The organism is Pseudomonas sp. LBUM1656 (genome assembly GCF_059716065.1).
This window is the reverse complement of the sequence record NZ_CP166800.1, coordinates 518,261-543,103: the sequence shown is the minus strand read 5'-3', so window position 1 is coordinate 543,103 and position 24,843 is coordinate 518,261. Positions and strand designations below refer to the sequence as shown.

Genomic DNA, 24,843 nt, shown 5'->3' with positions numbered 1-24,843 from the left:
CGCCCACGCGGCCTTAAGCAGGAGCCGACATGCCGCGTACGCTCATAAGAAAGAACCCGAGCAACTTCAAGACCCTGCCGTTATACGTCGAAGCGACTCCCGAAGGCCTGAGTTACCAGAGCGTCGGGATGCCGCTCAATTTCTCCCAGACCCTGCAACGCCGCCGTCCGGTGACGGTGCCCGACACTGAGCGGTTCGCCCTTGAACTGGCCAACCTAGGGGTCTCGGTACGCCTGACCCTGCATTGGCAAAATCGCGATTACTGGGTGTTGGTGCGTCAGCGCCGGCAGGACCGTGGCGATGTGGTGCTCAAGCTGATCTCCGGTTACGTGCCGGCCCATGAGCTGAACCTGCCGCTGCACACGGCGATCCAGGAGATTGCCGAAGAGTGCCTGCTGGAAACGCCGGAAGGCTGGCTCGGCGGACGTTTCAATGACACCTGGCTGCCAGCGCCCTACTCGTCCGCGCTGCATTATCGCGAGGCGCTGCCCTTTCGCCTGACGCCGTTGTCGGGCTCGGCGCGGCCGGTGCGTTGCGCCAAAATGCAGTTGATCGAACGTCCACGGGCTTACGTGCACTTGCCGACGGCCTCGTTGCAATTGATCTATGACTTGCGCCTGGACGTGCCCAAGGAAGCCAAATCCCTGAGTTTGTTTCATGTCGACGAACGACTGGAAGGTGATCAGCTGGTGGCCCGGCTCGATCGCAAGCGCCCCGATCTGTATTTGATGCCGCTGCAGGACGGCCAGCCGATGGCCGAGCTGTATACCTTGAAAAAGGATCAGCTGTACCCGGCGAGTACGCGCGGGTTGTATCTGGCAGAGAGCTTTGCCCAACAGGAAGGCTGGCTGGTGCGCGATGAGCGGATTCGATGGAAGGATTGGGTGCGCCAGCAGGGGTTGAGTCCGCCAGGGAAGGATTCGGGTCTGGCGCGGTTGCGTGGGAAGGCGAAGCTGCTGTTGAAGAAGATTGTGCCGCGCAAGAAAGTCAGCTCTTAAAGCAAAAGATCGCAGCCTCGTTTCACTCGACAGCTCCTACATTGAAATGCGATTCCCTGTAGGAGCTGTCGAGTGAAACGAGGCTGCGATCTTTTATGGCATTACTCGGACTTGCGGATTTTCTCGACAATCGCGGTAGTCGAGCTGTTTGCCACCAGCCCCAGCACTTTCACGGTCCCGCCATAAGCGGTGACGATGTCTGCGCCGACCACCTGGTCGATCCCGTAATCACCGCCCTTGACCAACACGTCCGGCTTGACCTCGCGCAGCAGGTTTTCCGGGGTGCCTTCAGGGAAGCTGATCACCCAATCCACGGCGCCCAGACCGGCCAAGACCGCCATGCGACGGTCGACGCTGTTGATCGGACGACCCGGCCCTTTCAGGCGACTGACCGAGGCATCGTCGTTGACCGCAACGATCAGACGATCGCCTTGGGCACGAGCCTGCTCGAGGTAGGTCACGTGGCCCGCGTGCAGGATGTCGAAACAGCCGTTGGTGAACACGATCTTCTCTTTATGCGCACGCGCATCGTCGACCGCCAGCAACAACTGTTCAAGGCCCAGCACACCTCGCTCGGAACCTTCTTCACGCTGAATGGCACGACGCAGTTCCGGGGCGCTGATCGCCGCCGTACCGAGTTTGCCGACCACGATGCCCGCCGCCAGGTTGGCCAGGGCCACCGCGTGAGGCAGTTCTTCGCCCGCGGCAATCGCGGCCGCCAGCGTGGAAATTACCGTGTCACCGGCACCGGTCACGTCGAACACTTCACGGGCCCGGGCAGGCAGGTGCAACGCCGGATGATCCGGACGCAGCAAGGTCATGCCGTGCTCGCCACGGGTCACCAGCAACGCGCCGAGGTCGAGGTCGTGCATCAGCTGCGCGCCCTTGCTCACCAGCTCGTGCTCATCGGCGCAACCGCCGACGATGGTTTCGAATTCACTGAGGTTCGGCGTGATCAGGCTGGCGCCACGGTAGATCGAGAAATCCTTGCCCTTGGGATCGGCCAGCACCGGAATGCCACGAGCACGGGCGGCCTGGATCAGCACCTGATGGTTTTTCAGCGCGCCTTTGCCGTAGTCGGACAGCACCAGGACCTTGATGCCTTCGAGCAGTTCGTCGACTTGCTCGCCAAGCGCCAGGGCGTCGGTGGCGAAAGGTTCTTCGAAGTCGATACGCAGCAGTTGCTGGTGACGGCTCATGACACGCAGCTTGACGATGGTCGGCTGGTGCGCGATGCGCTGGAACAACGCCCGTACGCCAGCGCCCTTGAGGCTGTTGGCCAGGCTGTCGGCAGCTTCATCGTCGCCCGTCACGCCGACCAGCGAGGCTGGTGCGCCGAGGGCGGCAATGTTCAACGCAACGTTGGCGGCACCGCCCGGGCGGTCCTCGATTTGCTCGACCTTGACTACCGGTACCGGCGCCTCAGGGGAAATCCGTGAGGTACCACCATGCCAGTAACGGTCGAGCATGACATCGCCGACCACCAAGACAGGGGCTTGATCGAATCGCGGCATGGACAACTTCATGGAGCAACCCACATACAAAATGAACAGGGGCGCGATATTACCACAGGGTTGGCGCTGGCTTGCGCGACGGCTGCAAAGGGATGTTTCGGCAATGAAAACTGGTTGTTTTTTGAGCAGAAATGCCGATAAGCGATACACATCACCGGGCGCATTGCGCGCCCGGTGAACAAGGGTCAGGCGATGTCTTCCGCCGGGGCGTCCAGCCCCATGGCGTTCAGTCGGGCGTAGTAGCCGTTGTGCGCCAGGAGTTCAGCGTGGGTGCCGCGCTCGACGATCCGGCCCTGGTCCATGACCAGAATCAGGTCCGCTTTTTCGATGGTCGACAAGCGGTGAGCGATCACCAGGGTGGTCCGGCCTTTCATGACCTGGTCCAGCGCTGCCTGAATATGCCGCTCGGACTCGGTATCGAGGGCCGAGGTGGCTTCGTCGAGAATCAGCAACGGGGCGTTCTTCAACAGGGCCCGTGCAATCGCCAGGCGCTGGCGCTGACCGCCGGACAGCAACACGCCGTTCTCGCCGACCTGGGTGTCCAGGCCTTCGGGCAACTGCTCGATGAAGTCCATCGCATAAGCGTCTCTCGCCGCTTTTTCGATGTCTTCACGGGGCGCGCCAGCCAGGTCGCCGTAGGCAATATTGTTGGCCACGGTGTCGCTGAACAGGGTCACATGCTGGGTTACCTGAGCGATGTGCTTGCGCAGGTTCAGCAGTTTGTACTGCTCCACTTCAACGCCATCGATCAGGATCTCGCCCTTGTCGTGGTGATAGAAGCGCGGAATCAGGTTGGCCAGCGTCGACTTGCCGCTGCCCGAACGCCCGACCAGCGCGACCATTTGCCCCGGCTCGACCGAGAAACTGATGTCGTCGAGGACCTGGCGATCGGTATCGGGGTAAGTGAAGCTCAAGTTGCGTACGTCCAGACGACCACTGACGGCGTCGCGCTCGACGGTGCCCGTATCGACTTCAGGCGCGACGTCCAGCTGCTCGAAGATGCTCTCGGCACCGGCCACGCCTTTCTGGATGGTCGAGCTGACTTCGGACAATTGACGGATCGGCTTGGGCAGCAGGCCGGCCAGGGTGATGTAGGCGACCATGTCACCCGCCGACGCATCGCCGCGCAGGTACAGCACCAGGAACATCAACACCGCCATGGCGCTGTAGATCACCAGTTGCAGCAACGGCGTATAGATGGCGCCGGTACGGGTCATGCGCAGTTGTTTGTCGGTGTTGCCCTGGCTGGCCGCGAGGAATCGCTTCTGCTCGAAGACTTCGCCGCCGAAGCTGCGCACCACGCGATAGCCCTGGATCGTTTCCGAGGACACGTGCGTCACGTCACCCATGGCCGCCTGAATCTTCTTGCTCTGCTTGCGGAATTTCTTGCTCGCGGTGCGCACCATCACGGCGATCAACGGCAGGATCGCAACCATCACCAGGGTCAGCTTCCAGTTCATGAACAGCAGCGAGGCGAACAGGAAGATCACCGTCATGCCTTCACGGATTACGACCTTGATCGCATCTGTGGCCGCCCCGGTGACCATCGTCACGTTAAAGGTGATACGCGAAATCAGATGACCCGAGTTATGCTTGTCGAAATACCGATTGGGCAAAACCAGCAGGTTATTGAACAGCTGCACACGCAAATCATGCACCAGCCCAAGGGAAACCTTAGCCAGGAAGTAGTTGCCCAGATAAGATCCCAACCCCTGCCATGCGGCGATCAGGATGATCAGCAACGGCACCGCCTGCAGCAGCTGCAGGTCACGCAGGTAAGGCACGGTTGGAAACAGCACCGCCTCAGGGTTGGACAGGCCGTCGACGAAGTACTTGAGGATGTAGCCGAGCATTGGCTGCGTCGAAGCGAAAATCAGAAAACCGACGATGCTGATCAGAAACAGGCTGATATACGGCCGGACATAGCCGAGCAGGCGGAAGTAGATTTTCAAGCTCGAAGGGCTTGCGGAGAGACTGGAGTCGGTCATATCACGCGAATGTCGATAAAAAGGACGCTGACTTTAGCACAGCTTCTTCAGGGTTCTGGCAATCGCATAAAGGCTGTTATTGTTACGCGTCAGATTAAGCATCAAATAGCCATCACCCCGAAATGGCCGATCAACTTCAGGATTGAATCTCTCAGCATGCAACTCAGCGGTTTCAATAGCGTGTCCAATCGAGTCTTCGATTTCATCTGCCTCTGGATTCTACCGGTCGGCTATTTCCTGCTCCTTTGTGCGCTGTTTTTCCTGCCGGGCCGAAGTTTGCACCACAAGCTTTTTTATGGGCTGTTCAGCATTCCAGCGCTGATCACCCTTTGTTTGCGACCTCGTGAATTCAAGGAGTTACTGCGCGAACCCATCTTCATCGCTGCGTTGCTGTTCGCGGCCTGGGCGCTGATCAGTTTGTGTTGGGGGCCTGGCAGCGACCGCATCGCCGCCCAGTTCAAACCACCGCTCCATACGCTGTTGCTGTTCGCCGGCTGCTACTTGCTGGTGCGTTATCGCAGCGAAATCGTCCAGCCTTTGCTGTTCACCGCTGCGATGGTCGGGCTGATCGGCACGATCTACAACCTGTTCATGTTCGCCCGCATTTACGAGCCAGGCTTGCGCCTGATTGGCGGAGGTGCATTCGATAACCCGCTGCTCGCCTCCCACATGTACGGCTTTTTCTGTGCTTACTGGCTGAGTCTGAGCATGCTCTGCAAGCGCCGGCAGATGCTCTGGCTGAGCATCCCTGCAATGGCCATCATGTTCGCTGCCGTGATCGCCACCGGCTCCAGAACCCCCCTGGTCGCCCTGACACTGGCCGCGCTCTGGCTGGGCTTTATCTGCTGGAACCGCCGCTCCGTTGTATTACTGAGCGCTCTGATCGTCAGCGGTGCGGCCGTGGCGGCAATGTTTTCCCACATGATCATCGAACGCGGCGATTCCTTTCGCATCGAAATCTGGCAGTTGGTCCTGCAAAAAATTGCCGACCACCCATGGATCGGTCATGGCTACAACGCCGATCTGACTCTCGACCCCGGCATTGGCTACTCTTTGCAGGAACCGCATAGTTTTGCCTTGGGCGTGCTCTATTACGTCGGTATTTTCGGTTTGTTGCCGTGGTTGTTTTTCCAGGCGTGGGGATTATTGAGCAGCTGGCGCAATCGCGTGCAACCGCTGTTCATCATTGCCTCAACCTGGTTGATATTTGGCATCGGCGCGGGTTTGACCGAAGGTGGCGGGATCATTTCCCGACCGAAAGAACACTGGTTCCTGCTGTGGATTCCGCTGGCGCTGATCGCCGCACTGAGTATCAACCAGCGTGCCAAACGTTTATTGGCGATGCCGGTCAAGCCACTGAAATCGACCGTCATGCACACGATGACTGCCAATGCGCAGGTGATTGAAGAGGATGGCCTGGGCCCCAAAGTGCTGCGCCTGGTCGATGGCAGCTTCCTCAAGCTGTTCCGTCGCCGTCGCTGGTACACCTCGGGCAGTTTCAATCCATATTCCGAGCGTTTCGCCACCAACAGCATTCAACTGCGCAACCTGGGTATTCCAACGCCGCAGATCCTTGATCTGTACCGTCTCGCGGACGGCAGCAGCGCCGTGCACTATTCCCCGCTGCCGGGCAACACGCTGCGTCAGGTCCTGCAAGGCATTACCGCGCCAGCGGTGCGTCAGGCACTGGTGGAGCGTTTCGGCAAGTTCATGGCTCAACTGCATGAGCAAGGCGTCTATTTCCGCTCGCTGCATCTGGGTAACGTGCTGGTGCTGGAGGATGGCGAGTTCGGCCTGATCGATGTGGCCGACATGCGCCTCTATCCTTCGTCGCTGAGCCTGTCACTGCGTCAGCGTAATCTGCGCCATATGCAGCGTTACACGGTGGATAAGCGCTGGTTGTTCGAAGAACATTTCGAAGCGCTGCTACAGGGATACGCCCTGATGGCGTCCAAATCTGCTGTCGATAACTTGCAAAGGCAAGTGCTGTCCGGGAGTTCCCCGGCCCGGGCTCATTGATGACTGAAACCAACCCGTTCATTGCGCTGGCAGCCTACCTGCTGGCCATCGTGACCGCCGCCCTGATGCTGCGCGCCGTTCCGAAAATTGCCCGCCACCTGGAGCATTCCGGCGAAAGCCGCTATGCCAGCATTGATGGGCTACGCGGCTATCTGGCGTTTGGTGTGTTCGTGCACCATTCGATCATTACCTGGATCTTCCTGCGCACCGGCGTTATCGAATTTCCGCCGAGCAACTTCTACTCGCAGCTCGGACAAGGCAGCGTTGCGCTGTTTTTCATGATCACCGGTTTTCTGTTCTGGAACCGGTTGCTCACCCAGGGACGTCAACACGACTGGCTGGCCTTCGCCGTTTCCCGGGTTTTCCGCCTCTATCCGTTGTACTTGCCGTTGATGCTCATTGTGTTTGTCACGGTGTTCTATTTGCAGAACTGGGAACTCAAGGAGCCCGGCATCCGCCTGGTCGGGCAGATCCTGGCCTGGCTGACCTTCGACCGACCGGACGTCAACCAGTACCACCAAACCGGCATGCTGATCTCCAACGTCACCTGGACGTTGGGCTACGAGGTGTTTTTCTACCTGGCATTGCCATTGGCCGGCATGGTCTTCATCTATCGCGGCAGCTGGCTGCAAGTGGTGCTGTGCCTGATCGGCATTTACGCGCTGTACCAGTTGGTCGGTTGGGAGCACTCACTGAAGAAGCACTTTCTGGCGAGTTTCCTGGGCGGCATTGGTGCGGCGTACTGGGTACGCCGGCCACAACTGGTGGTTTGGGGGCAGACGCGACTGGCGGGGATTATCGCGTTGCTGGCGCTGGCGATAGCATTTACGGCATTCAACCGCGCGTTCAAACTGGCGCCGCTGCTGCTGCTTTCCTTGTTTTTTGTGATCGTGGCCTCGGGAAACACCCTGTTCGGCGCCCTCAAGCCGCGCAGCATCCGCTGGCTTGGGGAGATCAGCTACAGCACCTATTTGCTCCACGGGTTCGTGCTTTGGGTGATGGTGCAACGCCTGCCGCGGGTGCTGCAGCTGGACGCTCGTGACACCTGGACCTACCTGTCGCTGCTGGCCGTGTGCACTTGCCTGCTGATCGTCATCAGCAGTTTGACGTTCCTGTACGTAGAGAGGCCAGGCATGGCGGCCGGCAAGAAAGTCTTGCAGTGGCTGCGCCAGGGCAAAAAGGTCGACAAGGGCCTGGCAGAAAAGATCGCTCGCTGAAGCTTTCAACGCACCCTTTCTGAAGACGAATCCTGTGTAGCAGCCGGACGCAGGCTGCGTCAGCTGCTACAGGGATCGCATTCGACCTTAGTCTTTTTCCAGTGGCGAGAAGTACAGTCGCCCCAGACCACGCCAGGTTTTCTTGTTCCAGGCCTTGAGCGGGATCTGCGCCAGCAGCTCGCGGGCCAGTTTGCGATCACGGTTGGCGGTCTTGAGGAACATCGAACTGAGGAACTTGTAACGCACCTCGTCGTACTGCGGATGATCGCTGAACAGCGCGTAGGAGCGCAGGATATTGTCGATCATGAAGCGGTGGTTCTTGTAAGAGTTGGTGGCGTGCTTGCGATAACGCGCCATCAGCACATTCAGGCCATCGATGAAGTAACCGGCACGGGTCACCTTCAGCTCGATCAGCAGGTCTTCCAGTCGGATGTTCGGATCGAACCCACCCACCTTGTCCAGCGCTTCCCGGCGAATCATCAGGGTTGGCGCGGGCGGATAAGGTTTGCGCTCCAGGAACATGTCATCGAAGTCCAGGCGACGGAACGGCACATCACGACGCTGACGCTTCTCCGGATACAGATTGCCGTCGGCGTCGATCAGCTCGATGTTGCCGGCGCAAATACCGACCTCGGGCTTGCCGTCCATGTACGCCACCTGAGTCGCAATGCGCTCCGGCAGCATGATGTCGTCGGAACCGAACGGCACAATCAGGCTACCGCTGGAACGTGCGATAGCACCATTGAGCGTGTTGGTCAGACCCTGATTCTGCTGGACCCGGAAATCGAAACCGTGCTGCGCCTGCAACACCTTGATGCGCTCGACGCTGTCATCCTTGGAGCCGTCATCGATCACCAGAAGCTCGATGCTCTTATAGGTCTGGTTGAGAACGCTGAGAATGCTTTCCTCGATGTAGCGAGCGTGGTTATACGACGCGATGATGACGGTTACGAGAGGTTGCGCGTCGCTCATGGTTGTTCCTTGCGGGCCTGATCCAGGCCGGATTCGATCAAGTTCAGGTACTCCTGGCGGAACACCTCGATGTCATGTTCTTGCTGGAGATAACGGTAGGACTGTTCGCCCTTGGCCTTGAGCTCGTCATCCGACAGCCCGAGATAATTATCCAGCGCCGCAACCAGGCTCGGCACGTCCTTGGGTGTTATCGCCAGACCGCCCGCGCCTTCGATCAGCGGCAGCATGGCCGGCACATTGGAGGCGATCACCGGCAGGTGCCCGCTCATGCCCTCGAGCAGCGCCAGACCCAGGCCCTCAGCCAGGGACGGCATGGTCCAGACGTCGAACGCGCGAATGTACTGCAAGGCGATTTCCTTGAAGCCCAGCAGGTGCGCACGACCGGTCAGGCCCAGGCTTTCGATCTCGGCTTTCAGGCGCGACTCTTCGCGACCGGCACCGATGATCGCCAATTGAGTGTTCGGGTATTTGTCCTTGAGGGCGGCAAACGCCTGCAACAGATAGGTGTGGCCCTTGATCGGCACCAGGCGACCCAGCGCCCCGATCAAGCGCACCGACGGATCGATGCCCAACAACTCGCGGGCACGCTCGCGGCTGTGCTGCAAGCCTTCGGCCTGTTCGATGTCGATGGCGTTGGTAATGGCGTAGGTATTCTGGTCGGTGAAACCGCAGTCACAGTCCAGCAGGTACTGCTTGACCGCCGGCGACACGCCGACGAAGCGCCAGTGACGATCAATCAGCCGCTGGGTCTGGCGGCGCCGGTAAAACCGGTCGTATTCACCAAAACCGTGGGAAATGCCGATGCACAGCGGGACTTTCAACCAACGGTTGAGCGTCAGCATCATGTTCACCGGTTTGAAGCGGTTACAAATCACCACGTCGAACTTTTCCGCACGACAAAACTTGTACAACGTCCACATCGCCCGCAGGCGCATGCCCTTGAGGGACTTGTCGGAAAACTCGAAATACACCGAACGGTCGGCTCGGCTCACAGCTTCGCCTGGCCCTGGCTTGCCACGCAGGAACGCCGCCGTGACTTCATAGCGATCACTCGGCAGCGCCTTGACGATTTGCTCCGCGAGGTCGGCAAAATCATGGGCTTTGACGTTGTAGTCAGGCTGCAATTGCAGAACCTTTGACCGTTGACTCATAACTCTCCTCGGTGAAAACCTGTCGCATCGATGTCCCAGGCCGGTTCGGCGGCAATACGCCTGACCTCGGCTGGATCGGGTGGAGGCAACCGTGACCACTCGTTGCGTTTCCAGCACACGAAGTGGAAGTACGGAAACCGGCGATCGCCATCGCGATCATTACTCAAACAGCCATTGCGCCAATACCAGTGATGCGGAAAATCATCCGTGCCGTCGTGCCACTTGATGCAGCCACCCGGCGTGCTGAACGCCTCGGTGAACTCGCTGCGCCGACGCCACGGATTGAGCTTGCCCACCAAGGTGAACAAAGGCTCGGGAAAATTCTTGCGCCAGAGGAAGATCCGACTGAATGCGCCCTCGTCCAGCGCGTGGTGCGCCTGATCAGTAAAACGCTTTCGCCAGTCCTTGATCTGCATGAACAACTCACGCTTGCGGGCGTTATTGCGCATCAGGCAGAGATGCCCTGCTACCCGTCGCTCGTGAGTCGAGAACAGGTCAAAACCGGCCAGGCGATCGGGGGTGAAGTAACTTCGCAGGTCACCATACACCAGATCAATATCGCCGAACCCCCAGAAATCATAGCCTTGCAGCCGGTCGGCATGAATATGCCCCAACGCCGGCTTGATGTCGCAGAGCTTGTAAGCCGCATCCGGAGCAAAGTCGATATCCAGCCGTTGCGACACCAGTGCGCAGTAATCACGGAACGTCATGCACTCGACCGTGACATTGGGCGGAAGATTCTCGGGCGTGCCGCAGTCGCTGAACAGCAACCAGTCGATATCGGCATTACGACGACAACTCTCCAGGAAAAACGGCATCCAGAACGGCCATTGGCCGAAATACGGAATCAGAAAAACAATACGCGGGCATGGGTCGATCACAGAAGTATCACTGCTGAAGCTAAAGACGCGGTCATGCTAGGCCGCGAAGTGCTTCATTTCTGCTGTTGAGATGTTTCACCATGCTTCAAAAGCCAAAACAATTCATGGCGTCTGACCGCTTTGCGAAAAAACTCGTTCTCGCCATAAAGGGGCGGCACTCTACGGGCCAGCAGCCGTTGTATCAACCGACGCAAACGTCGCTTGAACGGCATGGGCGGTTGCAGGTCGTGCATCATGCCCAGCGCCATGGCTTTGTCACGCTGAAGATCCAGCGACAGCGGCAGGCAGCAAGGCTGCATCGGCGTCGCCGGGTCGAAGGCCGGCGGCAGCGCGATACCGTGCCCCGCGTCGCCCATCGGCCAGCGATCGTTATCGTGCAGATGATTGGCGTAGCCGAGCAAGGTGGTCGGCTGCCATTCCAGGCCTTTCAAGGCTTCAAGGACCGCCTGCTGGGCGCAGAGATGATCGGGATGCGGATCGAGCGTCGGGTGCGGCAGCACGATCACTTCAGGGCGCGCGCGCAACAACAGTTCACGCAGATCGGCCAACAGATTGTTCCAGGTTGGCGCGCCGTCGATGTCGCCCGGCAGGGCAAATGGATTCAACTGGCGATAGACGCGGGTGTCGCTCAACTCGGCTTCACGGGAACCCATCGGCTGCGCCGGGGCGGCTTGCATCGCCGCCAGTTGCAGACAGAAATAACCCAACTGCACGCAATGCGCTTCAGGCACGCCCGCCCAACGCGGCACAGCGATGCTGTCCCAGGCGCGCAAACGGCCCTTGAGTCGGGCGGCCTCGACTTTGCTCAGGCCGATCTGTTGATAATGTTCGGCTTCGATTTCGCCAGCCGTCAGGGTGACAATCCAGGCTTCGTCAGCCTGGCTGTACAAACCGTAGGCGGCCAGTTCGGCGTCGTCGGCGTGGGGCGCGATCACCATCACCCGCTGGCGGCGATAATCCGGTTGCTCCAGCGCCCACAGCACCGGCTCGCCGAGCAAGCGGCAGAAGCGTCCGTGCAGGCGCAACTCGCCACGCGACAACACGTCTGCCTGACCGCTGAGGTTCAGGTAACGCAGGCCATTCACACCGCGCTCAAACGTCTGGCGGTCCGGGTTTTCGCCACCCAGCAATTCGACCACCGGGTCTATAAAACGCCCCAGCCACGTGCTTTTTACCCGCAGCGCCAACATCAGCGTCGCGTCGTCGACCAGCATCACGCCTTCGTCCAGGCGCAACCGCTCACCGTCCAGATGCACCTTGGGCTGCGGGGTGTAAGGCGGGAAGCTGTAGTGGTAATCGTCTTTTGGCGAGTAGAAGAGGTGATCGGCAAACCAGGCTTCGTGAGCAATCCAGCCCAGCACTGCGAGCACCAGCGGCAACCACCACGCCACCAGCACGCCGATGACAATCATCAGCACCAGCGCGATCAACAGGCCGATGCGTTTGTTGCGCCGATGGCGCTTGAGCAGTAGCTGTTTGCGGCTCATGGGTTCACTCACACAGTGAAGACCGGCACAGGATTGCACCAGCGGTCCTTGTATTCCCGGTCGGCGCGGCCGAAGGAAAACCGCAAGGGTTTACCCAGGGCGCGGGCGTGTTCCCAGGCACTTTGGGTGTTGAGGAAACTCAGCACGCTGCCGGGACTGAACTCGCGTGTTTCAGGATCGACGCCGCCATTGATGTACTCGACGCTGATCCACTCCGGGGCCTCGACGCGGTACACCAGCTGAATCGCAATCGGGGCATCGTTGAGAAAAATCACCGAGCCGATCAGCAAATCCCGCAACAGCTCGATCACCTCGCCCATACGTTCGGCTCCAGTGGCCGGGAAACCCCAGCGCCGCTGGAACAGGTCGCAGTAGATCGCGGCCAGCTCAGCGCTGGAAAAGTCGGCGACCGGCCGCACCACCCCGCCCGCTTCTTCCAGCAGTCGCAATTCACGGCGCTGGTTGTAGCGAAACTTCTTTGACAACTCTTCGGGTGTGCGGGCCATGGCCAGCTGTTCGGTCTGCAACTTGATATCGGTGAAACGGCCTTCGCTGAGCGCCGATAAATAACGTCCGCGATGGCGCAGAGGCGCCTGGGCGCCAGCGGCGGCGGGCAGGATCAACTCGGCATTGCCGAGGTCGAACAAGCCTTTTTTACCGCGGCGCTTGAGCACGTCTTTGGACAGTGCCAGGTCGCGCCCCCAGGTCGGGATGGCGGCTTTCACTTCACCGTTCTGCTCCCAGGCCAGGTAACGCACCGGGATGTCGGCCAACTGTGCCAGTCTTTCAACCACCAGCGGATGGGTCGCGACGCTGCCGCCAAAACGCTGCCAGGCTTGTGCATAAGTCGAGGCGTCGACTACCGCCCAGCCACGCTCGCGCCAGCCTTGAAATCGGTTGAGCATCAGCCCCTCGGTGCCAGTTCGGTGACGTGTGGCAAATGCCAGAAAGCATCGCGTACCGCGCGGTCGGAGAAACGCTCACGCAGGCGATCGAGCATCATCTCGGCGCACTGGTGACGTTGCTGGTCGTCCATCGCTGCCAGGTGTTGCAGCCCTTGGGCCAAGTGTTCGGCATCGCCCAGCGGGAACAGAATGCCCACGCCTTCAACGACTTCCTTCGCCCCACCGCAAGCAGTGGCGAGCAACGGTACACCGGCGGCCATGGCTTCGAGCAGCACCATGCCGAAGGGTTCGTGATCAGAGCTCAGGGCAAACACATCGAATGCACGGAAGTAGCGGCGGGCATCCGGCACTTGACCGAGAAACAGCACGCGATCACCGATACCCAGTTCCCGGGCCAGGGCCTTGAGGTCCTGTTCCAGTCGACCGCTGCCGAGGATCACCAGTTGGCTGTTGGGCGGCAAGCCCGGCAATGCCTCGGCAAAACCGTGCAGCAGCGTGGTCTGGTCTTTGTCCGGATGCAGCCGCCCGACGTTGCCGACAATCCAGGCATCCGCCGACAGGCCGAGGGTTTCCCGGGCTTCGCGCACTGACACCTGGCTGGTCTGCAAGGCCGGCACATCGACACGGTTATAAAGCGTCTGAATCCGCCCGGCCGGCCATTTCGGCAGGCAACGACGCATGTCGTCACGCACCGCATCGGAGACGCCGAGCAGGCTCAGGCGCTTGCGGAAAATATGCGCGAACAGTTTGCGGGTGCCGCGTTTGTAATCGCCAAAGGCGTGATGCACACCAATCACCGGCAGCGAGGTGCCGAGCAAGGCGATGTAGATCGGTTTGAAGCGGTGGGCAATGCAGAAACTGAAGTTGCGCGAGGCGGCGATCTTGCGCAGATCGCCGATGGCGCCCAGTTTCAGGCCACGAATGGCCTTGGAGCTGTATTCCATGAACAGCACTTCATCGGAAGCGCAGTTCGCGGCGACTTCGCTATCGGCGGCCCCGGTCAAAAAGACCGTGGTCACACGATAGCCAGTCCCCGCGAACAGGCTGGCGTACTGCCGGGCGCAGTCCAGGAACGGCCCGTCATAGCCGTGGCAGAACTGCAACACATGGCGTTCAGCCGAGCGTGTCATAAGCGTTGGCGCCCTCTTTGACCACCAGGATGTCTTCCATGATCAGATACTGTAGATCGGAACCGAAGAACATGTTCAGCGCGTCGGTCGGCGAGCAGATCATTGGCTCGCCACGACGGTTGAGCGAGGTGTTCAGCGACACGCCGTTGCCGGTCAGCACTTCCAGTGCCTTCATCATGTCGTAGTAGCGCGGGTTGTATTCGCGCTTGAGCACCTGGGCCCGGGACGTGCCGTCTTCGTGGACGACTTCCGGCACGCGGGTTTTCCACTCTTCCGCCACTTCAAAGGTGAAGGTCATGAACGGCGCAGGGTGATCGATCTTGATCATCTGCGGAGCCACGGTGTCGAGCATCGACGGGCAGAAAGGCCTCCAGCGCTCGCGGAACTTGATCTGGTGGTTGATGCGGTCAGCCACGCCGACAGCACTCGGGCAACCGATGATCGAACGACCGCCCAAGGCGCGCGGGCCGAACTCCATGCGGCCCTGGAACCAGGCCACAGGGTTGCCGTCGACCATGATCTTGGCAATGTTTTCCGGCATGTTTTCGAGCTTGCGCCATACCGGCTTGCTCGGGTGACGGGCACACGCGGCGACAACGTCTTCGTTGCTGTAGGACGGGCCGAGGTAGACGTGTTCCATCTTCTCGACCGGTACACCACGGGCGTGGGACACATAGGCCGCAGCACCGACCGCCGTACCGGCATCGCCGGACGCAGGCTGGACGAACAGTTCCTTGACGTCATCGCGAGCGATGATTTTCTGGTTGAGCTTGACGTTCAACGCACAGCCGCCGGCGTAGGCCAGCTTGCCGGTTTCCTTGAGCACGTCGCCCAGGTAGTAGTCGATCATCTGCAGCGAGATTTTTTCGAACAGCGCTTGAATGCTCGCGGCGTAGTGGATGTAGGGCTCGTCGGCGATATCACCTTCGCGCTTCGGACCCAGCCACTCGATCAGCTTCGGCGAGAAGTAGTAGCCTTTGCCCTTCTCTTTATAACGACGCAGGCCGATGACGTTGGCGTAGTCGGTGTTGATCACCAACTCGCCGTTTTCGAACGAAGCCAGGCGCGAGAAATCGTATTTGCTGGCGTCGCCGTACGGCGCCATGCCCATGACCTTGAACTCACCGTCGAGCATATCGAAACCGAGGAACTCGGTGATCGCGCCATACAGGCCGCCGAGGGAGTCCGGGTCGAAGAATTCCTTGATCTTGTGGATCTTGCCGTTTTCGCCGTAACCGAAGAAGGTCGTGGCGTACTCACCCTTGCCGTCGATCCCCAGGATCGCGGTTTTCTCTTTGAAACCGGAGCAGTGGTAAGCACTGGAGGCGTGGGCCAGGTGATGCTCAACGGGTTCGATCTTGATTTTCTTCGGATCGAAGCCCAGTTGCTCGAGGCACCAGACGATCTTGTTGCGATAGCGCTTGTAGCGACGGTTGCCCATCAGGATCGCATCGAGGGCGCGGTCCGGGGCGTACCAGTAACGCTTGGCGTACTGCCACCGAGCCTTGCCGAACAGGCTGATCGGGGCGAATGGGATCGCGACCACGTCAACGTCGGACGGCTTGATGCCTGCTTGCTCGAGGCAGAACTTCGCCGATTCGTAGGGCATGCGGTTCTTTGCATGTTTATCGCGCACAAAGCGCTCTTCTTCAGCCGCCGCGACCAGCTTGCCGTCGATGTACAAGGCTGCGGAAGGATCATGGCTAAGGGCGCCGGACAGGCCAAGAATCGTCAATGCCACAGGGGTCTAGCCTCTTTAGTCTGCATGCAGGCGACAAGCGCCTCAAAAATTGATGTGCCCCTCGCAAGGGGCGAGAGACAGCTAAAGGGCGGGATTATAGCGTAAAAGCGGCGGCAAGCCTCTAGCGGGAAGTGGCATGCTGGCGCGTTGACAGATGAAGGACCCCGACATAAACTCCTGCGCAAATGGACTGGGGGATCCCGGTCGGCGTTCTGGCCTCGGTGAGTTTCATCGGGGCTTTTCGCTTTCTGAAAGAGGGAAAATTTTCAAACCCCAGTTTTCGAAACCCTCCCCCACCTTTTCGCGACCACCACTGCAGTAGAACTTACGCTTGAGCACGTCAAAGGCACGATTTTCTTGCCCTGACCGTAAAACGCTCATACCAATGGGTCTTGCAACAAGATCCGCTAGCTGTAACCCCGTGGAATTCACTTGCTTGGTTGCAAAGACGATGGTCGAACGGCAACTGAATGCTCAGCCGGTTCGCGCCATCACACATCCGACGAAATTCCAGTTCAAGCTCGTTATCCTCCCTTTTTCCGCGACGCTCGAAAATCACATGAGTCAACGCACTCTGCTGATTCTTTTCCTGTAGAAATTCATAAAGCGTTTCCAGGCAGAAGCCGAGGGCGACGTGATAAGGATTGTGAACAGGACCTTGTTTTTCGCGAAGAGCGGCTTTTGTCGATAACGCAACTGATTAGCACGAAATTGCTTGCGTTAATGATGGCCGTCAACTCTTCCAGAAAGGCGTGTTTGTGATGCCTGGATGTGAACAGGCTAGAGAACGCTCCCTTTTCTTTCCGGATTTCCAACTCATGCAGACCGACCAGGTCGTGCCCCATATGATTGAACTTAAACTTCTGAATGGCAGGGATAACCTTCTCGCAATAATGCCTTTTATGAAATACACAAAATGCGAGCACAAACATTGGATAGTTTGGATCTAATGTTTGCATCCCATGATCGCCGCTTTCATCCACATAAATTATGAAATCGCTATACCTCCCGGACGGAGGTAAGAGCTTTTTCGCCTCAACATTTGCTTCGAATTCGCTTTCGTTTTCAAAAAGAAAAAACTGTTGAGAGGGCAAAGTCGGGGTCGACACTGAGCAAGTCTTCCTTATTTTTTTGAGCCAGGTGCGTTTGGTGCAGCACTGACACGCTGGAATACAACAGCGTTACCCACGACCTGCCCGCCAGTAAATACCGAGATTGCCGTCGGTGGCCTGCCGATAAATCGTGTAGGGCAAGGAAACCGTGTCCATGACCCCCGACAGGGTCAGGTCCAGCAATACGAAGGGGACGAGGAAGCCGGTGGGATCAGGCGGGGCATTCAAGATGCAGAAGTCGTAGGCCAGTCCGCTGTAAATGCGGGGGATGGACTGGCAGTAGGTTTTTTGCTTGCGCAGGCCGCGAGCGGCGTCTTCGTCATCTTGCAGCACCGTCAGTGCGGTGCCGCAGCCCGATAAAACCAGTGAGAAAGTACCGATTGCAACAGCCGTTTTTATGGTCAAGATTTGCCCTCCGTGAACGTCAGGCAAACTAGCATCGTGGCTATTCGGGGCACAGTTCATGGGGTCTGTGGATCATGTAGGACTGTTCACAAAAACTTGTCCCCTTAATCTCGGGTGTCTGTTCTGGCCCCTTTCGCGAGCAAGCCCGCTCCCACAGTGGTTTTGTGTCGTACACATATTTTGTGTGCGACGCAGAACCACTGTGGGAGCGGGCTTGCTCGCGAAAGGGTCGAAGACCCAATTCAGGCAGCGTCAGAGATGTCTTTGGGAAGCCGCTGATCAATGACTTGGTAGAGCGCGCTTTCTTCGGGCCAGTTACGCATGAACCGAGCCCGGTCCCGCGCATACGCGGGGGCAAAGCTGCTTGCCGAGCCGTGCTGACACATCGAATCCAGATCGATCAGCGCCCAGCGATCCTGCTGCCAGAACAGGTTGTGCCCCTTGAAATCCCCATGACTGATCCGCTCGCGAATCAGCTCGGCAAACAAATGATCCAGTGCCGCCAATTCAGCCTCAGGCGCATCACCACGTTCAACGTAGGGCGCAAAGCGCTCGATGATGTCCGGCCCCGGCAGATATTCGGTGATCAAGTACGCCCGGCTGCGCAGCCAGAAAAAACGCTTCTCCAGCAGTGCCAACGGTTTTGGCGTAGCGATACCGAGGAAGGCGAGGCGATTGCCTTCGCGCCACGAGTGCCAGGCACGACTCGGGCGCCAGAAGCGTTTGAGCCAGTGTGCAAAGCCTTTGATGTTGTAGCGCTTGATCACCAGCGTCCGACCATCAACCTCGACTTTTCCTACGCTCGCCGCGCCGCCGGTCTTATACAGATGACCCTGATCGAGCAAGGCATCGGCCTGCTCCAACACGGGCAGCATTGCCGCTTCTTCCTCGCGACGAATAGCCCGCAGGCCAAACGCCCCACGCTGGACGCAGAACAACGTGCATTCGCGACCCGCCTTGATCAGGTAATCCTTCAAACGCCAGCTGCGAACCTTGTCGATCTGCTTCTGCAACGCTTCCATCGGCAATGCATGTTCGCCATTGCTCAGCAGGTAATACACCAGCAATTCTTCGGTGAACGGCTCCAGCGACTTGGGCAACTGGGCGAAAAATACACCGAGGTTTTCCAGGACTTTCTGCCGTGACAGCGGCTGGCCCGGGGTTTCAGCACAGACACCGCCGCCATCGATCAGGTACAACCGACCTCGCTGACGCAAGAGATTGTCCAGATGCAGGTCTTCCTGCCAGAGCCCCTTGCGATGCATTTGGCCAATGGCACCCAACGCCTCGGCCAGCACGGCGCCTTGCATGTCCGCCAGCACCGGTAGATGTTCGACTTTTTTCCAGGTATCACCGAGGCTCTCGGCGCCTTCGAGGAAGTCGAACAACAGCCAGCCACCCTGGCCCTCGTTCAAACCGTCCGCCAACAGCTGCGGCGTGGTCAGGCCTTGATCGGCGAGCAAACGCACGCCGTCCCGCTCACGTTGAAAATGCCGCGCCGCTTTACTGCCGACCAACAATTTGGCCAGCACCGGACGGCCGCGCCATACACCGGCGCCGACGTAACGCTGCCCCGGCAGGACTCGCAGCAGACTCAGCAACTGCAACTCGGCGGGACCGGCAGCATCGGCCAGCGAAATGCTCATCGGCAGGCGCGGGCTGCGACCGGCGTTTTTCAGTTCAGACAACCGCATCAGCGCGTCTCCTTGCGACTGCGCCGCGCAGTCAGGCGCGACACCCAACTGTCCACCAGCGAACTGTCCCGCGGCTGATCCACGTACACCGCCAGCAACTCGCGCAGCTGCGCTTCAGTCCACTCCGGCGCGCGGCGCAGCAACGGCTCAAGGTCCTTGATCCGGTCACGCTGACCGAACAGTAACGGTCGGGTCTTTTCCAGGTCGATCAACTGCGCCTGATAACCGTCGCCCGTGGCCTGCAGAAAAATGTGTTTAGGGTAGAAACACCCGTGAAGCTGGCGTACGCCGTGCAGGCGTCGCGCCAGTTCGCCACAGGCTTTCATAATGGCCACGTGCTGCGCCTCGCTCAGGTCCGACCAGCGCTGCAACAGCGAATCCAGGTCATCCCAACCGTCCAGCGCGCGGGTCAGCAGTACCGCCCGCACTTCCCCGTCGACTTTGCGCTCACCGAAAAACGCTGCCTGCAGCGCTGGAATGCCCAGCTTCTGATAACGACTGATGTTGCGAAACTCGCGGGCAAAACTCGGCTCGCCCAACGGCGCATGGAAGGTGCGCGTCAGGTAGTTGCTCTGGCGCTTGAGGTAATAGCCATGACCTTCCAGATCCAGCCGAAACACACTGCTCCAGCCGCCACCGACAGTGTTGGGTTCATCCACCGCGTCGAGCTGCTTGGCCCAGAGTGCATCGAACGTGCCGAGACCATGACGCTCAAGCAGCGCACGGTCTTCAGCGGCCAGAAAATCAGTCATTCGCGTCCCTCGAAAAATCTCACCACGTGCCGGATGCGTTTTTTGTCGTCGGCATTCAGCCGGTCACGCTGGCGGTATTGCAGGTAAAAGCGCAGTCGCTGGGTGGCCGACAGGTGATATTTCGCCACCTTGTCGAGGCAGGCCAGGTCCTTGGTGATCCGGTACTTGAGCCAGAAGCCGCGCCAGAAATCGCCGTTGGGGCAATCGATCAGGAACAGCTTGGCCTCATCGTCGATCAGCAGGTTGCGCCACTTCAAATCGTTATGGGTAAAACGGTTGTCGTGCATGGTCCGGGTATAACCGGCCAACTGACGGCTGACGGTATCGACCCAGGCGCGGTCCGCCAACTTGGGATCGTGCCGGTCGGCGAGGGCCGACAAGTCTTCGGTGTTCGGCAGTTCACGGGTGATCATCGCGCCACGGGCATAGGCCGCGCCACGCCGCTCCAGGCCCCAGGCAACCACTTCAGCGGTCGGAATGCCCCACTTGGCGAAGCGCTTGAGGTTCTGCCATTCGGCCTTGACCCGAGGCTTGCCCAAATAGCGGCGCAGGCCTTTGCCGGCGCCGCTGTAGCGCTTGACGTAATAATTGACGCCGTTGCGATTGACGCGGATGACCTCGGACAGCGGGTCGCGGGTCAGGCGTTCGCCCTGAAGCGCGAACACCGCTTCCAGGCTGCCAAAATCTTCCGTCAGGTCGCTGTAAGCAGGTTCCAGTTTCCAACCGGGCATCAGAGCGCATCCCCGTATCGCTGTTTACGGTCGTAGAGTTTGTTGGCCTTGCCTTCGAGCCAGGCGAGCAATCCGGCTTCCTCGCCCAGAATCTGGCGCAAGGGCCGCTGGAAGTAGCCTTTGAGGAATCGCAGTTTGTCGCGCTTGGACAGGCCGATATCCAGGGCCGAAAAGTACAGCGCCGCCAGATCCTTGTTGCGCCAGCGCTGGGTGATCGTCGGACGAGTCTGGGCACGGTGCAGGTCGATCACCGAAAGCTTGAAGTCGTCAGCTGTCACCGGTTTATCGGTGTGCAGCAGGAAGTGACAGATGTAGCAGTCGCGGTGGTTGACCCCGGCGCGGTGCATCATGCCGGTCATGCGTGCGACTTCGGCGATCAGGGCGCGCTTGAGTCTGGGTTCGGGCGGGTTCTTGATCCAGTCGATGCTGAAGTCTTCGAGACTGACGGTCGGCGCCAGCTCTTCGGTGACGATAAACGAGTGCTGATCCGCCGGATTGCGGCCCTTCTCGCCGTAAGCGACTGCGGTCATGGTCGGCACGCCGACTTCTTTCAGGCGCTGAATGGCCTTCCACTCCTGACCCGCGCCGAGTACCGGCAGCTTGGCCGTCAGCAGGTTCTTGAAAATCTCGCCCCAGCCGATGCCACGGTGGATCTTCACGAAAAAACCATTGCCGTTCACTTCAGTGCGCAAGGTGCGGCGCGCTTCCAGTTCACGGTAAACCTCGCCCTGCAAGCCTTCGACTTCGGTGAACGCATCGCGTCCGGCCCAAAGGCTCTTGAACGGTTCAGCCAGCATCAACTTCATTAAGCGTGCTCCGCCAGAATCACATCGGCCGCGTGCTGCGGCATGCTGTAGAGGTCGGCCGTCTCAGCGAAGGCCAGACCGTTGCGGCTCCAGGCCGCCCGTGCTTGAGCGTCGTTCAACATGCCGGTCAGGTACTGGGTCAGTTGCGACTGATCGAACGGTTCGTCCAACACCAGGCCCGCATCGGCCTCGGCGATGTAATGGGCGTAACCGCACACCGCGCTCACCAATACTGGCAACCCGGCCACCAGGGCTTCGAGCAACACGGTCCCGGTGTTTTCGTTATACGCCGGGTGGATCAACAAATCGGCGCCGAGCAGGAAACGCGGGATATCGCTGCGCCCCTTGAGAAACGTCACGTTCTCGCCGAGCCCAAGGGTGGCGCTCTGCATCTGGAATAATTTGGGGTCATCCTGGCCAATTACAAACAGCCGGGTGCGTTTCTTCAGATCAGCGGGCAACGCGGCCAGCGCCTTGAGGCTGCGATCCACGCCCTTGGTCTTGAACCCGGAGCCAATCTGCACCAGCAGCAACTCATCGTCCTTGAGGTTGAATTCGCGACGGAAATCGGCACGGATTTCGGCGGCATTGGCCGGCGCGCGACGGTCATGGGAAATACCCGGCGGCAGCAAATGGAAGCGCTCCAGCGGTGTGTCGTAATGCTTGATGAACAGCGGCTGCTGAACCTCTGAAATCATCAGCACTTCAGTCTTGGCGTCCTTGGCGAACACCGCGCGTTCGTACTCGGCGAAGTGCCGGTAGCGACCCCAGCGACGGTACAGCGAGTTGCGCAGGTTCTGCGCCTTGTCTTCGAAACAGCCATCGGCGGCGTAGTAAACGTCGAGGCCCGGCATCTTGTTGAATCCGATCAGACGGTCCACGGGACGCTTGGCCAGGTCCGCTTCCATCCATTCGCTGAGTTTCTCGTTGCGCCGATGATTGAAGAACGCCTTGACCGGCGCCACCAGCACTTCGAAACCCGGCGGGACATCGCCTTCCCAGATCAGCGTGTAGACGCGAATCTGATGGCCGCGTTGCTGGCATTCCAGGGCGATGCGCATGAAATCGCGCTGCAAGCCCCCGAATGGAAAGTACTTGTACAAGACGAATGCCAATTGCATCAGCGCAGCTCCTCAGCCAGTAACAACGTGCTCAGTCGGGTCGCGACACGCTCGGGATTCAGACGCGTGAAGCACAGCGGCCACTCGCGTTTCAGGTCGAACTGACGGGCATCTTCGGCCGTCGGTTGATAGGTGCATTTCTTTTGCAGACACGGCGCGCAGGGGAAATCGCTGGCAATGTGAATCTGCGCCTTGCCATAGGCGCCGGTCAGGCCCGGGTTGGTCGGGCCGAACAGCGACAGGGTCGGTACGTCGAGCGCGGCGGCCAAATGACCGAGGCCCGTGTCGACTGCCACGCAGGCCTGAGCACCGGCCAGCACTTTGCCGACACCCGCGAGGTTCAGTTTGGGCAGTACTTCGACATGCCTGAAACCTGCAGCAATGCGCTCGGCCCGGGCTTTCTCGATTGGATTGCCCCACGGCAGCTTCACGCCGACGCCGAGATAGCCAACCCGCTCGGCCAGTTCGCGCCAATAGGCTTCCGGCCAGTGTTTGGTGTCCCACGTGGTGCCGTGCAGGAACAGCACGTACGGATTCTTGCGCGGCAGTTCCACCAGCCGCTCGACGTTCAGGCCGTAATCGCCCAGGCCTTTGGGCAAGTCGTAGCCCAACGCCAGGGCGAACAATTGACGCACTCGCTCGACCGCGTGCTGCCCACGGCCCACGGCCAGGCGACGGGAATAGAAGCGGGCGGCGATTGGCTCCCGGGCCGAGTCCTTGTCCAGCCCGGCGACCGGCGCTTTGACATAGCGCGTCAGCCAAGCGCTTTTCAGCAGGCCCTGAGCGTCAATCACCAGATCGTATTGGGTAGCGCGAACGCTTTGCTTGAAGCGCTTCCACTCGCCACTTTTGATGGTCTGCCAGAGGTTTTTGCGCCAGCGACGGATCGCCACCGGGATCACCTTGCCCACGGCCGGGTGCCAGGTCGGGATTTCGGCGAAGCCTTCTTCCACCACCCAGTCGAACGTGATACCGGGGATCGCCCGCGCCGCGTCGGTCAACGCTGGCAATGCGTGAATCACGTCGCCGAGCGAAGAAGTCTTGATCAACAGAACGCGCAAACTATTTGACCTCGACCACAGTGCCCTGCAAACGCTGCAAGGCTTCGTTCACCGCTTGCGGCATAAGCTGGCGCAGGCAGTTGTAATGACCGAAACGGCAGGTTCGATCGAAGCACGGGCTGCATTCGAGGCCCAGGCGCACGATCTCGACGTGCTCGGCCAAGGGCGGCGTGAAGCCCGGCGAGGTCGAGCCGTAAACCGCCACCAACGGACGGTTCAACGCGGCGGCGACGTGCATCAGGCCGGAGTCGTTGGACACCACCGAATCGGCGCAGGACATCAGGTCGATGGCTTCGGCCAGGGACGTACCGCCGCTGAGGTTGACCGACTCTTCACGCAGGCCGGGTATCAGCCGCGCGCGGATGTCTTCGCCGACCGCGTGATCGTTTTTCGAACCGAACAACCAGACTTGCCAGCCTTCGCGGATCTTCGCTTCGGCGACCTTGGCGTAGTGCTCGGATGGCCAGCGCTTGGATTCGCCGAACTCGGCACCGGGACACAGGGCCAACACCGGACGGTCGAGGGCCAGACCGAACTTGGCCAGCGCCGCCTCGCGGGTGACCGGGTCGATCTGCAGGCTTGGCCGTGGATACGGTGTCGGCAGTTCGGCATCGCGCTCATAAGCCAGCGCCATGAAGCGCTCGATCATCAGCGGATAACGTTCTTTATCGAGGGTGCGCACGTCATTGAGCAGGCCGTAGCGAAACTCGCCACGCCAGCCGGTGCGTTTCGGAATGCCGGCGAAGAACGGCACGAGCGCCGACTTCAAGGAATTTGGCAGCAGGATCGCCTGGTCGTACTGGCCGGCCAGGGATTTGCCGATGCGTCGACGTGTCGCCAGCTCGAGGGCGCCGTGGCCGAGCGGAAAGCTCAAGGCCTGGCGGACTTCGGGCATGCGCTCCAGGATCGGCCGGCTCCACTCGGGGGCCAGGACGTCGATTTCGCATTGCGGGTGGCGTTGCTTGAGACACTGAAACAGTGTCTGCGCCATCACCATGTCACCGACCCAACTGGGCCCAACGATCAGAATTTTCATGTGGTTTCCAAAAACGAACCGGGGAGGCATACGCCTCCCCGCCTCGAGAATCACTGCGGGAGCCTGCACGCTTGCGATGGGTCATCACCTTCAACATTGCTGTCGACTGTCACTCCACTATC

General features: G+C 59.7%; 20 protein-coding genes and 1 pseudogene. 3 read left to right on the top strand and 18 right to left on the bottom strand.

The features are described 5' to 3' along the window. Nucleotides 1-29: 29 nt before the first annotated feature. Nucleotides 30-998: a metal ABC transporter ATPase gene (locus ACA072_RS02415; RefSeq protein ID WP_497622873.1), complete on the top strand. Its 969-nt coding sequence runs from the start codon at nucleotides 30-32 to the stop codon at nucleotides 996-998. Between the two features lie 101 nt (nucleotides 999-1,099). Here the strand turns inward: ACA072_RS02415 and hldE are convergent, their stop codons facing one another. Together hldE and msbA are read right to left on the bottom strand one after the other, a co-directional pair. Further along, the gene (gene hldE, locus ACA072_RS02410; protein ID WP_131058771.1) at nucleotides 1,100-2,524 is read right to left on the bottom strand and encodes a bifunctional D-glycero-beta-D-manno-heptose-7-phosphate kinase/D-glycero-beta-D-manno-heptose 1-phosphate adenylyltransferase HldE; all 1,425 of its coding nucleotides are present in this window, start codon (nucleotides 2,522-2,524) and stop codon (nucleotides 1,100-1,102) included. A gap of 173 nt (nucleotides 2,525-2,697) precedes the next feature. Next, on the bottom strand, nucleotides 2,698-4,500 hold the full coding sequence (gene msbA / locus ACA072_RS02405) for a lipid A export permease/ATP-binding protein MsbA (protein ID WP_497622871.1): 1,803 nt from the start codon (nucleotides 4,498-4,500) through the stop codon (nucleotides 2,698-2,700). Between the two features lie 156 nt (nucleotides 4,501-4,656). Here msbA and ACA072_RS02400 point away from each other — a divergent pair, with 156 nt between their 5' ends. Both ACA072_RS02400 and ACA072_RS02395 read left to right on the top strand, forming a co-directional pair. Then, on the top strand, nucleotides 4,657-6,519 hold the full coding sequence (locus ACA072_RS02400) for an O-antigen ligase family protein (RefSeq protein WP_497622869.1): 1,863 nt from the start codon (nucleotides 4,657-4,659) through the stop codon (nucleotides 6,517-6,519). Continuing rightward, nucleotides 6,519-7,736 (top strand): acyltransferase family protein, encoded by a 1,218-nt coding sequence (locus ACA072_RS02395; protein ID WP_497622867.1) that lies wholly within the window; start codon nucleotides 6,519-6,521, stop codon nucleotides 7,734-7,736. The genes ACA072_RS02400 and ACA072_RS02395 overlap by 1 nt, the downstream gene beginning before the upstream one ends. An 87-nt stretch (nucleotides 7,737-7,823) precedes the next feature. Here ACA072_RS02395 and ACA072_RS02390 read toward each other — a convergent pair whose 3' ends face one another. From ACA072_RS02390 to waaF, 16 genes and pseudogenes are all read right to left on the bottom strand, one after another. Next, the gene (locus ACA072_RS02390; RefSeq protein ID WP_497622866.1) at nucleotides 7,824-8,708 is read right to left on the bottom strand and encodes a glycosyltransferase; all 885 of its coding nucleotides are present in this window, start codon (nucleotides 8,706-8,708) and stop codon (nucleotides 7,824-7,826) included. Beyond that, complete coding sequence (locus ACA072_RS02385) at nucleotides 8,705-9,859, bottom strand: glycosyltransferase family 4 protein (RefSeq protein WP_497622865.1); 1,155 nt, start codon at nucleotides 9,857-9,859, stop codon at nucleotides 8,705-8,707. Before ACA072_RS02385 ends, ACA072_RS02390 begins: the two co-directional genes overlap by 4 nt. Continuing rightward, nucleotides 9,856-10,740 (bottom strand): DUF6625 family protein, encoded by an 885-nt coding sequence (locus ACA072_RS02380; protein WP_497622864.1) that lies wholly within the window; start codon nucleotides 10,738-10,740, stop codon nucleotides 9,856-9,858. The genes ACA072_RS02385 and ACA072_RS02380 overlap by 4 nt, the downstream gene beginning before the upstream one ends. Before the next feature lie 53 nt (nucleotides 10,741-10,793). Then, a complete protein-coding gene (locus ACA072_RS02375) occupies nucleotides 10,794-12,227 on the bottom strand; it encodes a PIG-L family deacetylase (protein ID WP_497622863.1) in 1,434 nt (477 codons plus the stop codon). Between the two features lie 8 nt (nucleotides 12,228-12,235). Next, nucleotides 12,236-13,132 carry an antimicrobial resistance protein Mig-14 gene (locus ACA072_RS02370; RefSeq protein ID WP_497622862.1) on the bottom strand — a complete coding sequence of 299 codons (897 nt, stop codon included), beginning with the start codon at nucleotides 13,130-13,132 and terminating at the stop codon, nucleotides 12,236-12,238. Further along, entirely contained in the window at nucleotides 13,132-14,262 is a 1,131-nt protein-coding gene (locus tag ACA072_RS02365; protein ID WP_497622861.1) for a glycosyltransferase, read from the bottom strand. The genes ACA072_RS02370 and ACA072_RS02365 overlap by 1 nt, the downstream gene beginning before the upstream one ends. Then, nucleotides 14,246-16,003: a carbamoyltransferase family protein gene (locus tag ACA072_RS02360; RefSeq protein ID WP_461956849.1), complete on the bottom strand. Its 1,758-nt coding sequence runs from the start codon at nucleotides 16,001-16,003 to the stop codon at nucleotides 14,246-14,248. The genes ACA072_RS02365 and ACA072_RS02360 overlap by 17 nt, the downstream gene beginning before the upstream one ends. A 228-nt stretch (nucleotides 16,004-16,231) precedes the next feature. Further along, nucleotides 16,232-17,112: pseudogene (locus ACA072_RS02355) on the bottom strand (DUF3800 domain-containing protein). A 72-nt stretch (nucleotides 17,113-17,184) separates the two neighbouring features. Next, entirely contained in the window at nucleotides 17,185-17,520 is a 336-nt protein-coding gene (locus ACA072_RS02350) for a YceK/YidQ family lipoprotein (protein ID WP_497622860.1), read from the bottom strand. A gap of 242 nt (nucleotides 17,521-17,762) precedes the next feature. Further along, a complete protein-coding gene (locus tag ACA072_RS02345) occupies nucleotides 17,763-19,214 on the bottom strand; it encodes a lipopolysaccharide kinase InaA family protein (RefSeq protein WP_497622858.1) in 1,452 nt (483 codons plus the stop codon). Next, nucleotides 19,214-19,966, bottom strand: coding sequence for a lipopolysaccharide kinase InaA family protein (locus tag ACA072_RS02340; protein WP_497622856.1), 753 nt, complete (start codon nucleotides 19,964-19,966; stop codon nucleotides 19,214-19,216). The genes ACA072_RS02345 and ACA072_RS02340 overlap by 1 nt, the downstream gene beginning before the upstream one ends. Continuing rightward, nucleotides 19,963-20,697: a lipopolysaccharide kinase InaA family protein gene (locus tag ACA072_RS02335; protein ID WP_497622854.1), complete on the bottom strand. Its 735-nt coding sequence runs from the start codon at nucleotides 20,695-20,697 to the stop codon at nucleotides 19,963-19,965. Before ACA072_RS02335 ends, ACA072_RS02340 begins: the two co-directional genes overlap by 4 nt. After that, on the bottom strand, nucleotides 20,697-21,503 hold the full coding sequence (rfaP, locus tag ACA072_RS02330; RefSeq protein WP_497622852.1) for a lipopolysaccharide core heptose(I) kinase RfaP: 807 nt from the start codon (nucleotides 21,501-21,503) through the stop codon (nucleotides 20,697-20,699). The genes ACA072_RS02335 and rfaP overlap by 1 nt, the downstream gene beginning before the upstream one ends. Then, nucleotides 21,503-22,624: a glycosyltransferase family 4 protein gene (locus tag ACA072_RS02325; protein ID WP_497622850.1), complete on the bottom strand. Its 1,122-nt coding sequence runs from the start codon at nucleotides 22,622-22,624 to the stop codon at nucleotides 21,503-21,505. Before ACA072_RS02325 ends, rfaP begins: the two co-directional genes overlap by 1 nt. Next, entirely contained in the window at nucleotides 22,624-23,685 is a 1,062-nt protein-coding gene (gene waaC / locus ACA072_RS02320) for a lipopolysaccharide heptosyltransferase I (protein ID WP_497622848.1), read from the bottom strand. The genes ACA072_RS02325 and waaC overlap by 1 nt, the downstream gene beginning before the upstream one ends. A 1-nt stretch (nucleotide 23,686) precedes the next feature. Continuing rightward, on the bottom strand, nucleotides 23,687-24,721 hold the full coding sequence (waaF, locus tag ACA072_RS02315) for a lipopolysaccharide heptosyltransferase II (RefSeq protein ID WP_497622846.1): 1,035 nt from the start codon (nucleotides 24,719-24,721) through the stop codon (nucleotides 23,687-23,689). Between the last annotated feature and the right edge of the window lie 122 nt (nucleotides 24,722-24,843).